The following is a 14,744-nucleotide window of genomic DNA, read 5'->3' as shown; positions in this document are numbered from 1 at the left end:
GCCGTACCGTTCCTTCAGCCTTGCGTTCCGGACTCGTCGCCCTTGTGCTTCTCCGCCTCGGCGTGGCGCTTCGCCTCGTCCGCGATCTGCCGCTTGGCCGCCGTCGCGTAGATGTCGACGTACTCCTGGCCGGAGAGCTTCATGATCTCGTACATCACCTCGTCGGTGACCGAGCGCAGGATGAAGCGGTCCCCGTCCATGCCGTGGTAGCGGCTGAAGTCGAGCGGCTTGCCGATCCTGATCCCCGGGCGCATCAGCTTGGGCATCACCTGGCCGGGCGGCTGGATCTTCTCCGTGTCGATCATCGCGACGGGGATGACGGGCGCTCCGGTGGCCAGCGCCACCCTGGCGAGCCCGCCGGGCTTGCCCCGGTAGAGACGGCCGTCGGGCGAACGGGTGCCCTCCGGGTAGATGCCGAAGAGGCCGCCGCTCTCGATGACCTCGATGCCCGCCTTGATGGCCGCCTCACCGGCGCCGCGGGCTCCCGAGCGGTCCACCGGGAGCTGGCCGACGCCCTTGAAGAAGGCCGCGGTCAGCTTGCCCTTCACGCCGGGTGCGGTGAAGTACTCCGACTTGGCGATGAAGGTGACCTTGCGGTCCAGGACGGCCGGCAGGAAGAAGGAGTCCGAGAACGACAGGTGATTGCTCGCGAGGATCGCCGGTCCCTGCGCGGGAATGTTCTCCAGGCCCTCCACCCATGGCCGGAAGGCAAGCTTCAGCGAGCCGCCGATGGAGAACTTCATTGCGCCGTAGATCAACTCGGGTGCCTCCTGTGTGCTGTCCGACAGACCTTAACCCGTGGGCCGCCCCCGCTCCCGCCCGGCAGGGAGCCGATGCGGCGGCCGGAGGCGGTGACGACCCTGGTCGGTGTCAGCCCGGTCGCGTACGGTGAAGTAATCCTTCTGCACTCCCCCCTTTCGCTCCCCTTCGAGCCTCACGAACAGGAGACCCCGGTGCCGGTCCTTCCTGGAGCCGAGCCGTTCCGCCACGAGGGCGGAGAGGTCGGCGTCCTCCTCTGCCACGGATTCACCGGTTCCCCGCAGTCGCTGCGCCCCTGGGCGGAATACCTGGCGGAGCGCGGGCTCACCGTCTCGCTGCCCCTGCTGCCGGGGCACGGCACCCGCTGGGAGGACATGCAGCTCACGGGCTGGCAGGACTGGTACGCGGAGGTGGACCGGGAGCTGCGCGCCCTGCTGGAGCGGTGCGGCCAGGTCTTCGTCTTCGGACTGTCCATGGGAGGCGCACTGACGCTGCGGCTGGCGGCGAAGCACGGGGACGCGATCAGCGGTCTGGTGCTGGTCAACCCGGCGAACAAGGTGCACGGCCTGTCGGCGTACGCGCTGCCGGTCGCCCGCCATCTGGTACGGACGACGAAGGGGCTGGCGAGCGACATCGCCCTGCCGGGCTCCGACGAGGTGGGGTACGACCGGGTGCCGTTGCACGCGGCGCATTCGCTGCGGAAGTTCTTCCGCCTGGTCGACGCCGAGCTGCCCCAGGTCACCCAGCCGATCGTGCTGCTGCACAGCCCGCAGGACCATGTGGTGCCGCCCGCCGACTCGGCCCGCATCCTCAGCCGGGTGTCGTCGACGGACGTCGAGGAGATCCTGCTGGAACAGAGTTACCACGTCGCGACGTTGGACCACGATGCGGAGCGGATCTTCGACGAGAGCTACCGGTTCATCGGCCGCCTCGCCCCGAGCGTCGGAAAGAAGGGGAGCACGTCAGGTGGCTGAGCACGACGCGGAGCGCGCGGGCAGCGAGGAGGAGCGCGAGCCCCTTCCCGCGGAGGGAGCGGCCGTGCCCGACGACGGCACGGGCCCGCAGGACGCCGCTGCCCGGGAGGCGGCGGGCGCCGACGGCAGCCGGTCCGAGCCGTCGGTCGACGAGGACGCGGCGTGGCAGGCCATCGTCGCGGGGTACGGCGAGGAGCCGCCGGACCCACCGGGCGCCAAGCCGTTCAGGTCGATCGAGGATCTCGCCCTGCCGGAGGACGACCAGCCCGACGTCCTGGATCCGGACAAGGGGCTCGGGAAGAAGTCCGCGAAGCCGCCGGAGAAGCCGCTCGGCAGCTCGATCGTGTTCGCCCCCGGCGTCGGGGGCCCGCGCGACTACGAGGTCGCCGAGCCGAAGGACGACGATCTCGACGGGAGCGACGAGGGGCATTTCGTCCCCCCGGAGCCGCCGCCGTTGCCGGAGGCCGATGTCACGGCGAAGTTCGCCTGGCTCGCGGTCGTCGGCGGTCCGGTGCTGATGCTGCTCGCGGTGCTGCTGCGGTGGGACATGACCTGGTGGCTCACGACGATCTGCATCGGCGGCTTCCTGGGCGGTTTCGTCACCCTGGTGGCACGGATGAACGACGACGACGAGGACGGCGACGACCCCGGGCGCGGGGCGGTGGTCTGAGACGCTGTCGGGTGACCACGTCCGCTTTCCGGTCCGAGGTCACCCGACAGCCCCTCGGACCGGGGCGCTGCGGCGGGCGGGCCGCCGCCCGCTCAGGGCCTGATCGCGGGCACCCGCAGCGCCGCCAGCACCGGCAGATGGTCGGTGGCCGCCCGCAGGTCCGCGTCGGTGACACCGGGCAGCCCGGCGGGGACACCGCATCCGAGCACCTCGATCCCGTCCGTCGCGAAGACCGCGTCGATGCGCCGTCGCGGTTGATCCGGCGCGTAGGTGTTCTCCTCGCCCCACGGCCGGACCGCCCAGCAGTCCTGGAGCCGCTCGGCCAGCCGCCGGAACGCGCTCCCGGTCGGTACGTCGTTGAGGTCGCCGGCCGCGATGGCGTGCTCGACGCCCATCGCGTCCAGCCGCTCCAGCAACAGCTCCGCCTGGGCCAGGCGTTCGTCGCGCTGCAGGCTCAGATGGAAGCTCAGCAGACCGATCCGGGTGCCCGCGATCCGCACCACCGACGTGGCGAAGCCCCTGCGGTGCAGTCCGGGGGTGAGCGGCAGCAGCACGTCCTCCGTCCGCTCCACGGTGGCCCGCAGCGAGCAGAGCAGCAGCGGCCCGGCCGCCGTGGCACCGCCGCTGAGGAGGACCAGGTCGGTACGGGCCGCGAGCCAGGCCGCGCGCTTGCGCCAGCGGAAGAAGCGCGGGGCTTCCTGGATGAAGACCAGGTCGGGGGCGCAGGCGCTGATGACGCGGGCCAGCGCCTCGCGGTCGTCGCGCATCGACCGGATGTTGTAGCTGAGCACTCGGATGACGGCCGAACCATCCGGCTCGGTACGGGAGTCGGGCAGTGGCGTCAGGACCATGTGTCTCACGATACGACGGACGCCCGCCGCTCCCACAGGGGCGCGACGGGCGTCCGGTCACGGTCGGCCCGGACAGGCTCTAGCCCTGGCGGGCCAGGTCCGCCGCGCCCACCAGCCCGGCCTTGCCGCCCAGTTGGGCCGCGAGCACCTGGGCGTGCGGGCGCCATTCGCCGCCGATCAGCCAGCGCCGGAACGACTTGCGGATCGGGTCGAGCACCAGCTCGCCCTCGTCCGACACGCCGCCGCCGACGATGAACGCGGACGGGTCGAAGAGCGAGGCGAGGTCGGCGAGTCCGGCGCCGGCCCAGCGGGCCAGCTCGCGGAACGAGTCGACCGCCACCGGGTCGCCCTGCCGCGCGGCCTGGCTGATGTACTTGCCCTCGATGCCGTCCACCGTGCCGTCGCCGAGCGACAGCAGGATCGTGGCGTTCTCGGGGGTGGCGTTGGCGCGCTGCTTGGCGTACCGGACGAGTGCGCGCCCGGACGCGTACTGCTCCCAGCAGCCCTGGCTGCCGCAGCCGCAGAGCAGACCGTCCGGGACGACCCGGATGTGGCCGAACTCGGCGGCCACGCCGAAGCGTCCGCGGCGCAGCTTGTTGCCGATGATGATCCCGCCACCGAGACCGGTGCCGAGCGTGATGCAGATGACGTCGTCGTGGCCCTGTCCGGCGCCGAAGCGGTATTCGCCCCAGGCGGCCGCGTTGGCGTCGTTCTCGACGACGACCGGAAGGCCGACGCGCTGTTCGACCTTGTCCTTCAGCGGCTCGTGCCGCCAGTTGATGTTCGGCGCGAACAGCACGGTGGCGCGCTTGTCGTCGACGTATCCGGCCGCACCGATGCCGACGGCATCGATCTGGTGGCCCTCGCTCGCGCCGGACACGGCCGACGCGATCGCGTCCACGATGCCTTCAGCCGTCGGCGGGGTCGGCACCTTGAACGTCGAGAGGATCCGGCCCTCTTCGTCGACCACTCCCGCCGCGATCTTCGTGCCGCCGATATCGACGCCGATGGTGAGTCCCATGAATCCCTCAGTTCCGGTCGAGCCCCGCTGGGGCCAACCGTACCCGAGCCCGGGGCCCGGCCCTTCGGGGCCGGTCAGTCCAGGTCGATGTGTTCGCCCGCGGCGGGGCCCTCGTCACGGGGGTCGGAGGGGTCGTCGGCCTTCTTTTCGTTGCCTGCGGGGTCCCCGGCCCCCTGGGTCCAGCGGCGTTCCTGGCCTTCGACGGCGGAGCGGTACGCGGCGAGGAGTTCGCTGCCGGCCGCGGCGATGTGGTCGAAGACGTCCGGATTGCGCTCGATGACGGGCTCGACCGCGGACTTCGCCTGCTTGATGAACTGCTGCACGGTGCCCTGGGCCGCCGCGCCGAACAGCGGCGACTGGAGGGACGAGACCTTGTCGGCCACGGCGTCGACCAGCTTGCGCAGTTCCTCGGCGGCGGAGCCGGGCGGCGGGCCGTGCTGGGCCCGGCGGCGGGCCTTCTCCGCTTCGAGGTCCTCGGCGCAGGCCTTCGCCCACGCGTCGTCGTCGACGGGACGATCGGTGGCATCGCTCATGGCGGACTCCTGCGACGTGGTGTGCCGGCGGCCCGGCATACGGGGCACGTACTACCGACGTTACCCGAACCGTGGGGCGCCGTTCAGCCCGTCCTCGGCCACAGTCCGGGATCCGGGGTGAACCGGACCCGGAGCACCCCGTCGGTGAGAGCGGCGCCGGAGACGGTACAGCGGCGCAGTCCTGATTCCAGCGGGACGATCCGGTGGAACGGGCCGACCGTGAGCAGCAGCTCGTCGCCACGGCGGACCAGCTGGAGGTCCTTCTTGACGGCGCCGGGCAGCGGCAGGCACCAGACGAGGACCGGGTCGCCGTCGCCGGACGGCGGGGCGGTCACGATCCGGCCGCCGGGCAGCAGCCCGTCGAGGCCGTCCGGGACGTCGGGGCTCTCGATCCACCAGGGGTCGTCGGCCCGGCCGGGGCTCCGCCCGTCCAGTTCCGAGGCCAGTCCGTCGCCCTCGAAGAGGCCGCCACCGGTGCCGGCCGTCTCGAAGACGGTGCAGGCGGCCGTGGTGTCGAGGCGGGCGAGGTCGTCGAGGCCCCGCGGGTCGCGGCCGAGGTGGGGCACCTCGCACAGCGCGGCCTCGGGCACCCATTCCTCGTACCAGCGGTCGACGGTCTTCTCCTGCTGCGCGGCGAGCTCCGCGAACCAGGGGTCGGCCGAGTGCCTGGGCAGCACCCGGTTCACCGCGAGGGTGTCGACCCGCAGTCCGTGCAGGGCGAGGCCGGTGCGGGCGGTGCGCAGGGCTTCCTCGGCGGCGGGGCCGGGCTCCGCGACCAGCCGGAGCGTGGTGTTGCGGTCCTCGATCAGGGCCTGGACGGCGGCCAGCTCGGCATCCCTGCGGGCGGCTGCCTCGTACAGCCACTGGGCGGGCATGGGCACGCCGGCGAGCTGGGCGAGCATCGGGCGCAGGGCGCGGGCGGCCTGGCGTTCCGGGGGAAGCAGCCGGCGCAGATAGCGGCGCAGCTGCTCGGGGAGGGCCAGCAGGGCGAGTGCTTCGCGCAGTGGTGGCAGGTCGACGACGAGGAGGTCGTGGCCGCGGCGCGACCAGTCGCCCTCGGCGGCGCGGCGCAGGGTGTGCAGGAGGGCGAGCTCGGAGCTGCCGGGGAGCTCGGTCAGTTCCTCGCCGTCCAGCCGGTTCCCGCCGAGCAGGTCGAGTACGGCGGAGGCCTGGTCCTGGAGGGCGAGGAGTTCGCCGCGGAAGTGCTCGCCGGAGTCGATGCGGGCGGACCACAGCCCGTCGGTGACCTCGGTGGGTTCGGTGCTGTCGGGAAAGCCGGGTATGCCGTCGGCCGTCAGCAGCAGGGTGCGCCTGCCGCGGCGGGCGGCGGCCAGCGCGGTCGCCGCCGCGACGGTGGTACGGCCGGCGCCGCCGGGGCCGGTGACGAGGACCGTACGCATCCGGTCAGGCCTTCGGGACGGACTCGACACGCTTCTTCAGACCGGCCAGGGCCCGGTCGATGATGACCTTCTCCGCCTTGCGCTTGATCATGCCGAGCATCGGGATCTTGACGTCGACGGTCAGCCGGTAGGTGACCTCGGTGCGGTCGCCGTCGCCGAGCGGGGCCAGCGCGTAGGAGCCGTCGATGGCGCGCAGCATCTGGGACTTGACGAGGGTCCAGCTGACCTCGTAGTCGCCGATCCAGGTGTAGGCGAGCGTGTGGTCGTCCTTGATCGCTCCGGCGTCGAGGACGAGGCGGACCTTCTCGGCGCGGCCGTGGTCGTCGGTGGAGAGGACCTCGGCCTCCTTGACCTCGCCGGTCCACTCCGGATAGCGGGCGAAGTCGGCGATCACTCCCATGACGTCGGCCGGTGCCGCCTCGATCGTGATGCTCGAGCTGGTGTGTTCAGCCATCGCCGTGGCTCCTCCAGTGCGGTGTACCGGTGCGTCGGCAGAGGCCTGCCGTCAGAAGGCTATCGCGTGTGCGCGGCGCCTCGTCCCAGGGTCCGTGCCGGTGTTGTCACCACTCCAGGGCCCAGGGCCTGCCGGTGGACGCGAAGTGGCCGACGTTCACGCATTCGGTGGCACCGATCCGCATCCGGCGGACCAGCGGCTGGTGGACGTGGCCGAACAGCGCGTACCGCGGGCGGGTGCGGCGGATGGCGTCCAGCAGGGCCCGGCTGCCGCGCTCGAAGCGGCGTGCCACCGTGTCGTACGTCAGCTCCGGGACCTCGGGCGGGATGTGGGTGCAGAGCACGTCGACCGGGCCGATCGCCTCGATCTTCGCCGCGTACTCCTCGTCGCCGATCTCGTACGGGGTGTTCATCGGGGTCTTCAGGCCGCCGCCGACGAAGCCGAACACCCGGCCGCCGATCTCGACCCGTTCGCCGTCCAGGACGGTGGTGCCGGGGTGTGCGTACTCGGACCACAGGCCGGGGATGTCGACGTTGCCGTAGGTGGCGTACGTCGGTGTGGGGAAGGCCGCGAAGAGTGCGGCGTACTGCTTGCGCACCGCCGAGACGATCGCGGCGTTGCGGTCCATGCCCGCCCACAGGCCGCGGCCGAACTCGCGGGCCTCCTCGAAGCGGCGCGCGGTGCGCAGCGCGACGATCCGGTCGGCGTTCTCCACCCCGAAGAGGTCGGGGAAGATGCCGCGCGAGTGGTCGGCGTAGTCGAGGAAAAGCACCAGGTCACCGAGGCAGACCAGTGCGTCGGCGCCGTTCCCGGCACGGGCCAGCGCCTCGGTGTGGCCATGCACGTCGCTGACGACGTGGATGCGGGTGCGCTGTCGGGTCGATGTGCCTGGGCTGTCCGGTCCGGCTCGCATGACGATCACCTTAGAACTCTGCCGGTCGCCTCGGTAGAGGCCGCCGGACCTGCGAATATCGCCGCCCGGTCACACGGGTGGACTACTGTGCGCCCAAGGATCAGCGTGGTGTGTGACGCATAAGACATCTGGCCGGAACCCCCTATCGGGAACCGAGTACTCGTGGGTAACGTCCGGGCAGTCCAGTCGTGCTCACCCCACTGAGCACCTGCCAATCTTGGACCGCAGCCGGTGCGTCACACAGAGCCGTGGCACCGGAGCCCGATGAGGAGCAGCAGTCTTGCGCGAGTTCAGCCTTCCGGCCCTGTACGAGGTCCCCTCGGACGGCAACCTGACGGATCTCATCCGCCGCAATGCCGCTCAGCATCCCGATGTCGCGGTGATGAGCCGCAAGGTGGGGAGTGCGTGGACCGATGTCGACGCCACGCAGTTCCTGGCCGAGGTCAGAGGCGTCGCCAAGGGTCTGATCGCCGCGGGCGTCGACGCCGGTGACCGGGTTGCCCTGCTCTCGCGCACCCGCTACGAGTGGGTACTGCTCGACTTCGCGATCTGGAGCGCGGGCGCGGTCACCGTCCCGGTGTACGAGACCAGCTCGCCCGAGCAGATCCAGTGGATCCTCGGCGACTCCGGCGCCGCGCTGTGCCTCGTGGAATCCGACGCGCACCGGGCCTCCGTGGTCTCCGTCCAGGCGGACCTGCCGGCCCTGAAGGGCATCTGGCAGATCGAGGACGACGCGATCCGCCGGCTGACGGCGATCGGGGAGGACGTCTCGGACGAGACGCTGGACCTGCGGATGGTGAGCGCCAAGGCGGACGACCCGGCCACCGTCGTCTACACCTCGGGCACCACCGGCCGCCCCAAGGGCTGTGTGCTCACGCACCGCAGCTTCTTCGCCGAGTGCGGCAACGTGGTGGAACGGCTGAAGCCGCTCTTCCGTACCGGCGAGTGCTCCGTGCTGCTCTTCCTGCCCGCCGCGCATGTCTTCGGACGGCTGGTCGAGGTGGCCTCGGTGATGGCCCCGATCAAGCTCGGCTGCGTACCGGACATCAAGCACCTCACCGATGAACTGGCCTCGTTCCGGCCGACGTTGATCCTCGGCGTGCCGCGGGTCTTCGAGAAGGTGTACAACGCGGCGCGCGCCAAGGCGCAGGCCGACGGCAAGGGAAAGATCTTCGACAAGGCCGCCAACACGGCGATCGCCTACAGCCGCGCGCTGGGCACCCCCCAGGGCCCGCCCCTGGGCCTGAAGTTGAAGCACAAGGTCTTCGACCGGCTGGTCTACGGCAAGCTGCGGGCGGTGCTCGGCGGGCGCGGCGAGTACGCGATCTCCGGCGGCGCGCCGCTGGGCGAACGGCTCGGCCACTTCTACCGCGGGATCGGCTTCACGGTCCTGGAGGGCTACGGCCTGACCGAGACCTGCGCGGCCACCGCCTTCAACCCGTGGGACCGGCAGAAGATCGGTACGGTCGGCCAGCCGCTGCCCGGTTCGGTCGTGCGGATCGCGGACGACGGCGAGGTGCTGCTGCACGGCGAGCACCTGTTCACCGGCTACTGGAACAACGAGGCGGCGACGGCCGACGCACTGGCCGACGGCTGGTTCCACACGGGCGACATCGGCACCCTCGACGAGGACGGCTATCTCGCGATCACCGGCCGCAAGAAGGAGATCATCGTCACGGCGGGCGGCAAGAACGTCGCCCCTGCGGTGATCGAGGACCGGATCCGCGGGCACGCCCTGGTCGCCGAGTGCATGGTGGTCGGCGACGGACGGCCGTTCGTGGGCGCGCTGGTCACCCTGGACGAGGAGTTCCTGGGCCGCTGGGCCGAGGAGCACGGCAAGCCGGCCGGCTCGACGGCCCGCTCGCTGCGCGAGGACCCGGAGCTGCTGGCCGAGGTGCAGCGGGCGGTGGACGACGGGAACGCGGCCGTGTCCAAGGCGGAGTCGGTACGCAAGTTCCGCATCCTGGACTCGCAGTTCACCGAGGAGGCGGGCCACATCACGCCGTCGCTGAAGCTGAAGCGGAACGTGGTGGCGAAGGACTACGCGGACGAGATCGAGGCGATCTACCGGGGCTGACGACCGGGGCGTATGCGTGGGAGGGGGCCCGCACGGCAGGTGCGGGCCCCCTCCCACGCGTGCTGGGCACCTACGGCCTCTCGTTCGTCAAAGCAGTGCCCGGAGCCGCTCGGCGAGCAGGTCCCAGCGCCATTTCTCCTCGACCCAGGCCCTCCCCCGCTCCCCCATCCGCTGCCGCAGCTCCGGGTCGCGGAGCAGGGTGACGATCCGGTCGGCCGACTCCTCCACGCTGTCCCCGCGCACCACCCACCCGGTCTCGCCGTCGAGCACCGCGTCGGGCGCGCCGCCCGAGTCGCCCGCCACCACCGGCAGACCGGTCGCGGACGCCTCCAGGAAGACGATGCCGAGGCCCTCCACGTCCAGGCCGCCGCGACGGGTGCGGCACGGCATGGCGAAGACGTCGCCCGCGCCGTAGTGGGCGGGCAGCTCCTCCCACGGCACCGGTCCGGTGAACCACACGGACTCCTCGACCCCGGTCTCCCCGGCCAGCCGCTTCAGCTCCTCGGCGTACGGTCCGCCGCCCACGATCAGGAGCACCGCGTCCGGCACCTGCGCCAGGATCGCGGGCATCGCGAGGATCAGCGTGTCCTGGCCCTTGCGCGGCACGAGCCGTGACACGCAGACGACGACGGGCCGGTCCGCGAGGCCGAGCCCGGCCCTGACCCGGTCCCCGCCCGACCCCGGGTGGAAGGTCTTCTCGTCGACGCCGGGCGGCAGTTGGACCATGCGCGCCGCGGCCCCGGGCGTGAGCGCGGGGGCGACCCGGGAGCGGGTGTACTCCCCCAGGTAGGTGATCGTGTCCGTGCCCTCGCCGATCCGTCGCAGCAGCTGCCGCGCCGCGGGCAGCTGGGCCCAGCCCGCCTCGTGCCCGTGCGTGGTGGCGACCAGGCGGCGGGCGCCGGCCCTGCGCAGCGCCGGCGCCATCAGCCCGAGCGGGGCCGCGGCGCCGAACCAGACGGAGCTGCAGCCGTGTTCGCGCAGCAGCCGTACCGCGCGCCGGGTGACCCGCGGGGTCGGCAGCAGCATCGTCGTCGGGTCGCGCACGACGGTGAACGGCTGCTCGGCGTCGAAGGCGGCGGTGGCCGCGACGCCTTCGGGGGTCCGCTTCCAGGTCGAGGCGTACACGACGATCTGTCCGGGGTCCAGGCGCAGTGCCATGTTGTGCAGAAAGGCCTGGATGCCGCCGGGGCGGGGCGGGAAGTCGTTGGTCACGATCAGGGTCTTGTCCATCCCGGCCGACAGTACCGGGCGGTCCGGGCCCGATGGCTCCGGCACCGGCCGTGCGGGCATCATGTCTCCTCGTATCCACCGAGTGCCCACCGGGTGCCCACTGACGAGAACGGATGAGGCGGTCATGAGGGGATCGACCGGCGCGCGGCTCGCTGTCGCGGTGTGGGCCCTGACCAGGGTCGCGCTGCTGCTCTGCGTCACCAAGGTGATCACGCTGTCCGGACCGGACGTGACCAGTGACGTCTCGGTGATCTACCACGGCTGGTCCGAGGTGCTGAAGACCGGTACGTATCCGCAGTCCGACGTCACCTGGCAGTACCCGCCGCTGGCCGCGCTCGCCATCCTCTCCCCCGCGCTGCTGCCGTTCCTGGACTACGCCTCGGCCTTCTACGTCCTCGCGTTCGTGTGCGACCTGCTGGTGCTGGGGCTGCTGCTGTACGCGGGCCGGGGCGGCGGCCGGTCGGTGGCGGGTGCCTGGGTGTGGGTGGCGGGGGTGCCGCTGCTCGGCACGACCGCGTACGCCCGTTACGACGTGATGGTCACGGCGGTGGCGGTGGCGGCGCTCCTGGCAGGGCTGCGGCATCCGCGGGTGATGGGGGTGCTGGCCGCCGTCGGTGCGCTGCTGAAGGTGTGGCCGGCGCTGATCCTGGCCGGTACGGCGCGCGGCCGGCGGACCCGGCTGGCGTGGACGGCCGCGGCGGTGACGGCGGCCGGGCTGCTGGTGGGGTGCGCCGTGGCGATGCCCGGTGCGCCGGCCTTCCTCGGCGCCCAGCGCGACCGGGGCACGGAGGTCGAGTCGCTGGGCGCGCTGGTCTTCCATGTGGCGCGGCAGTTCGGCTGGCAGGGCGGGGTGGAGTTCCACTACGGCTCGATGGAGTTCCTGGGTCCGTACGTGCCGCTGGTGAGCACGCTGGCCCTCGGCCTGTCCGTCCTCGCGTTCGGCTGGCTGGTGGTATGGCGGCTGCGGGCCCGTGAGTTCGGCGTGAGCACCCCGGCGGACGCGGCGTTCGCGGCGGTGCTGCTGTTCACGACGACGAGCCGGGTGATCAGCCCGCAGTACATGCTGTGGCTGGTCGGCCTGGCGGCGGTCTGCCTGGTGTTCCGCGACAGCCGGATGGTGCTGCCGGCCGGTCTGGTGCTGCTGGCGACGGGCTTCACCCAGTGGGAGTTCCCGTTCGGGTTCACGCATGTGGTGACCAGCGACGCGACCGGCGTCACGCTGATGTTCCTGCGCAACGGCCTGCTGGTCGCTGCGACGCTGATCGCCTGCCGCCGGCTGTGGCGGCGGACGGTGCCCCGGGCGGCGCGCGACGGCGACGGGTCAGCCGTCCGGTCCGGCCTCGGCCGGGAGGCGGAGCCGGTCGGCTCCTGAGCCGTGCGCCGAGCTCAGCCGAGCCAGGTGCGCAGTTGCTCCCGCCAGAGTGCGGTGAAGTCCTGCGGGGTCGTGTCGAGCACCTCGTGCATGGCCTGCTCCACCGCTCCGTCCCGTCCCCGGTGCCCTCCGACGGCCCGGTAGAAGGCGAGCAGCTTCTTCTCGCCCCAGTGGTCGGCGATCAGCTCGCAGGCCGCCCAGCCGCCCTCGTACGCCCTCGCCAGGCGCGCCGGGTCGCCCGCGAAACCGAAGTCCTCGTCCGTGGGGAGCTCGGCGGGCGGGTCGCCGCGCCGGACGGCGTCCGCGAGTCCGGGCGCGATCTGTGCGGCGGTGCGGTCCTCGGAGCGGTAGGCCGCCCAGTCCGCGAAGCCCTCGGAGAGCCAGGTCGGGGTCGCGGCGGAGGTGCGGGTGCGGGTGGCGACGTGGGTGGTCTCGTGGGTGAGGACGATCCGCTGCCCGAAGGTGCCGAGGGTGCCGTACGCCTGCGGGTTGACGATCACCCGGTCCGCGGGGGACCGGCCCGCGCCGCCGGTCTGCCCGGTGGTGACGGCGGCGATGCCCCGGTAGTCCGCCGCCGACGACCCCAGCAGCCCCGCCATGTCCTCCACCGTCCGCGGTACGAGCACCACCACGCGGCCCGCCCAGCGTTCCGGCCAGGCGTCGGACACGGCGGGCACCGCGCGGTCCGCGGTCCGGGCGATGGCGCGCAGCTCCTGCTCCGTGCGGCCGACGCCGAGCACGAGGCTGTGCTTCCCGGGCACCACCCGGACGTCGCCCTGCTGCCAGAGCTGCCGGACGCCGTCCCCGTCCGCCCGGTCCCCGACGACGTACCAGCGGCCGTCCGCCCGGTCCCGTCTCAGGTCGAACACCCGGTCCGCGGCGACCGGGGCGGCGTCGTAGTCCTTGATCCGGTAGCGCAGCTCGACGTCCGCGGTGGCCCGGTCGGTGCCCCGCGCGGTCACGTCGCGCAGCCGGTACGTCCACGAGCTCAGCGGTATGTCCGCGAGGTTGGCGAGCTCCCGGCGCTGGGCCGTGCGCAGCCCGGTGGCTTCGGGGTCCGTCGTGGCCAGGTAGGCGTCCGTGTCGTGGTCCAGCACGGCGGCCGCCCGGCGGTCCAGCGTGGCGCGGACGGCGCGGGCGGTCGCGTCCGGGGCGCCGTCGTCGTCGGGGGCCGCGCAGCCGGAGGCGAGCAGCAGTCCGGCGAGCAGCGCACCCGCCGCGCGCCGCCCGCCGTTCCGTCCCCGCCGCTCGCTCACCCGATCGAGGGTACGGTCAGACGCGGGTGACCGACGAGACGGGCATCATGCCGACGGGGTCGTAGCGCACCGGGGCCCCGGGGTACGGGGCATGGATCACCTGGCCGTTGCCGACGTACATCGCGATGTGGCCGGCGTCCGCGCGGTAGGCGACCAGGTCGCCGGGGCGGGCCTCGGAGAGCGGCACCATGTGTCCCGCGTACCGCTGGGCCTGCGAGGTCCGCGGCAGGCTGACCCCGGCCTGGGCGTACGCCCACTGCATCAGCCCGGAGCAGTCGAATCCGGCCGGCCCGTTGGCCCCCCAGATGTACGGGCGGCCCAGTGCCTGCCGGACCGCCATGACGGCGACCGCCGCGCGCGCGGAGCCGGCCGGCAGATCGGCCGTCGCCGGGTACGCGCCGTCGCGGCCGGAGCGCGAGGCCCGCTGGAACTCCGCCCGGTCGGCGCCGGGCAGCGCGTTCAGCAGCTTCCTGGCCTCGGCGAGCTTGCGCTCGACGATGCGTTTGTGACGGGTGGCGTCCGCCCGGTTGCGCTCCAGCTCGGCCAGCGCGCGGGCCGCCTCCGCGCGGGTCTGCACGAGCCCGCGCTGGACCTGCTGGAGTTCCCGCAGCTCGGCGGCCTGAAGGTCGGTCAGGCGCTCCAGTACGGCCGCCCGGTCCAGGTAGCTGTCCGGGTCGGAGGAGAGCAGCAGGGCGAGCGAGGGGTCGATGCCGCCGGAACGGTACTGCGCGCTCGCCGCGGAACCGAGCGCCGTACGCATCCGGTTGAGCCGTTCCTGGCCGCGGGCCGCCCGGTCCTGGGCCCGGCCGACCTCGCCGCGCAGCCGGCCTGCGTTCTCACCGGCCTTGTTGTACTGCTCGGTGGCCCGCTCGGCCTCGGTGTACAGCCGGTCGATGCGGGCCTTGGCGCTCCGGGGGGTGTCCTGCGGGTCGGCGTTCGCGGTGGCCGCCCCGAGGGTGGCGGCCGCGGTCGCCGCCGCGGCCGACAGAACGGTGGCCCGGACCCCGAGATTGAGGCCGGGCTGTGTGGAACGGCGATGGGACACCACAGGACGCCGCACTCCCTTCCGCGGTACGCAGACGCGCGCAGCCCCTGCCGCCCGGGGCGGGCGGACCGACGACCGGGAGCTGCACGGCAGGCAGACAGTAGTCGGACGATCACGGAGCGACCAACGACCGCGCCGTACGGAAGGGCGGCGGAAAAGGCGACGCCCCGCCGGTGACCTGTGGTCTCC

14 protein-coding genes are annotated in these 14,744 nt (G+C 72.6%); 4 read left to right on the top strand and 10 right to left on the bottom strand.

Going from position 1 to position 14,744, the window contains the following annotated elements; all coding sequences use genetic code 11:
* Positions 1-14: 14 nt before the first annotated feature.
* Entirely contained in the window at positions 15-758 is a 744-nt protein-coding gene (locus tag OG611_RS16460) for a 1-acyl-sn-glycerol-3-phosphate acyltransferase (protein ID WP_266420358.1), read from the bottom strand.
* A gap of 195 nt (positions 759-953) precedes the next feature.
* Here OG611_RS16460 and OG611_RS16455 point away from each other — a divergent pair, with 195 nt between their 5' ends.
* On the top strand, positions 954-1,733 hold the full coding sequence (locus OG611_RS16455; protein ID WP_266425934.1) for a carboxylesterase: 780 nt from the start codon (positions 954-956) through the stop codon (positions 1,731-1,733).
* Positions 1,726-2,403, top strand: a complete 678-nt coding sequence (locus OG611_RS16450) for a hypothetical protein (RefSeq protein ID WP_266420355.1) — start codon at positions 1,726-1,728, stop codon at positions 2,401-2,403. The genes OG611_RS16455 and OG611_RS16450 overlap by 8 nt, the downstream gene beginning before the upstream one ends.
* A 92-nt stretch (positions 2,404-2,495) precedes the next feature.
* Here the strand turns inward: OG611_RS16450 and OG611_RS16445 are convergent, their stop codons facing one another.
* The 6 genes from OG611_RS16445 to OG611_RS16420 all read right to left on the bottom strand — a co-directional run bounded on the left by OG611_RS16445 (position 2,496) and on the right by OG611_RS16420 (position 7,575).
* On the bottom strand, positions 2,496-3,254 hold the full coding sequence (locus tag OG611_RS16445) for an endonuclease/exonuclease/phosphatase family protein (protein WP_266420353.1): 759 nt from the start codon (positions 3,252-3,254) through the stop codon (positions 2,496-2,498).
* A 79-nt stretch (positions 3,255-3,333) separates the two neighbouring features.
* Positions 3,334-4,275 carry an ROK family glucokinase gene (locus OG611_RS16440; RefSeq protein WP_266420350.1) on the bottom strand — a complete coding sequence of 314 codons (942 nt, stop codon included), beginning with the start codon at positions 4,273-4,275 and terminating at the stop codon, positions 3,334-3,336.
* 74 nt (positions 4,276-4,349) lie between these two features.
* Positions 4,350-4,808, bottom strand: coding sequence for a DUF5304 domain-containing protein (locus OG611_RS16435; protein ID WP_266420348.1), 459 nt, complete (start codon positions 4,806-4,808; stop codon positions 4,350-4,352).
* An 83-nt stretch (positions 4,809-4,891) separates the two neighbouring features.
* Complete coding sequence (locus OG611_RS16430) at positions 4,892-6,208, bottom strand: ArsA family ATPase (protein WP_266420345.1); 1,317 nt, start codon at positions 6,206-6,208, stop codon at positions 4,892-4,894.
* Positions 6,209-6,212: 4 nt separating this feature from the next.
* Complete coding sequence (locus OG611_RS16425; protein ID WP_072483258.1) at positions 6,213-6,662, bottom strand: SRPBCC family protein; 450 nt, start codon at positions 6,660-6,662, stop codon at positions 6,213-6,215.
* A 106-nt stretch (positions 6,663-6,768) separates the two neighbouring features.
* Positions 6,769-7,575 (bottom strand): metallophosphoesterase, encoded by an 807-nt coding sequence (locus tag OG611_RS16420; RefSeq protein ID WP_266420341.1) that lies wholly within the window; start codon positions 7,573-7,575, stop codon positions 6,769-6,771.
* A gap of 280 nt (positions 7,576-7,855) precedes the next feature.
* On the opposite strand from OG611_RS16420, the gene OG611_RS16415 reads away from it, so the two are divergent.
* The gene (locus OG611_RS16415) at positions 7,856-9,652 is read left to right on the top strand and encodes a long-chain fatty acid--CoA ligase (protein WP_266420339.1); all 1,797 of its coding nucleotides are present in this window, start codon (positions 7,856-7,858) and stop codon (positions 9,650-9,652) included.
* Between the two features lie 87 nt (positions 9,653-9,739).
* Here OG611_RS16415 and OG611_RS16410 read toward each other — a convergent pair whose 3' ends face one another.
* Positions 9,740-10,882 (bottom strand): glycosyltransferase family 4 protein, encoded by a 1,143-nt coding sequence (locus OG611_RS16410; RefSeq protein ID WP_266420336.1) that lies wholly within the window; start codon positions 10,880-10,882, stop codon positions 9,740-9,742.
* 124 nt (positions 10,883-11,006) lie between these two features.
* Here OG611_RS16410 and OG611_RS16405 point away from each other — a divergent pair, with 124 nt between their 5' ends.
* Positions 11,007-12,254, top strand: a complete 1,248-nt coding sequence (locus OG611_RS16405; protein WP_266420333.1) for a glycosyltransferase family 87 protein — start codon at positions 11,007-11,009, stop codon at positions 12,252-12,254.
* A gap of 14 nt (positions 12,255-12,268) precedes the next feature.
* Here the strand turns inward: OG611_RS16405 and OG611_RS16400 are convergent, their stop codons facing one another.
* Together OG611_RS16400 and OG611_RS16395 are read right to left on the bottom strand one after the other, a co-directional pair.
* Positions 12,269-13,510: a hypothetical protein gene (locus OG611_RS16400; RefSeq protein WP_266420331.1), complete on the bottom strand. Its 1,242-nt coding sequence runs from the start codon at positions 13,508-13,510 to the stop codon at positions 12,269-12,271.
* A 16-nt stretch (positions 13,511-13,526) separates the two neighbouring features.
* A complete protein-coding gene (locus tag OG611_RS16395; protein ID WP_266420328.1) occupies positions 13,527-14,558 on the bottom strand; it encodes a C40 family peptidase in 1,032 nt (343 codons plus the stop codon).
* Positions 14,559-14,744 lie beyond the last annotated feature (186 nt).

The sequence above is a fragment of the Streptomyces sp. NBC_01363 genome (genome assembly GCF_026340595.1).
Lineage (GTDB): Bacteria > Actinomycetota > Actinomycetes > Streptomycetales > Streptomycetaceae > Streptomyces.
This window is presented reverse-complemented; position numbering and strand designations above follow the sequence as displayed.

Coding starts and splice junctions, on each gene's coding strand:
- OG611_RS16430 (WP_266420345.1), bottom strand. CDS start 6,208: ATGCGTACGGTCCTCGTCACCGGCCCCGGCGGCGCCGGCCGTACCACC.
- OG611_RS16435 (WP_266420348.1), bottom strand. CDS start 4,808: ATGAGCGATGCCACCGATCGTCCCGTCGACGACGACGCGTGGGCGAAG.
- OG611_RS16440 (WP_266420350.1), bottom strand. CDS start 4,275: ATGGGACTCACCATCGGCGTCGATATCGGCGGCACGAAGATCGCGGCG.
- OG611_RS16420 (WP_266420341.1), bottom strand. CDS start 7,575: ATGCGAGCCGGACCGGACAGCCCAGGCACATCGACCCGACAGCGCACC.
- OG611_RS16410 (WP_266420336.1), bottom strand. CDS start 10,882: ATGGACAAGACCCTGATCGTGACCAACGACTTCCCGCCCCGCCCCGGC.
- OG611_RS16445 (WP_266420353.1), bottom strand. CDS start 3,254: ATGGTCCTGACGCCACTGCCCGACTCCCGTACCGAGCCGGATGGTTCG.
- OG611_RS16405 (WP_266420333.1), top strand. CDS start 11,007: ATGAGGGGATCGACCGGCGCGCGGCTCGCTGTCGCGGTGTGGGCCCTG.
- OG611_RS16425 (WP_072483258.1), bottom strand. CDS start 6,662: ATGGCTGAACACACCAGCTCGAGCATCACGATCGAGGCGGCACCGGCC.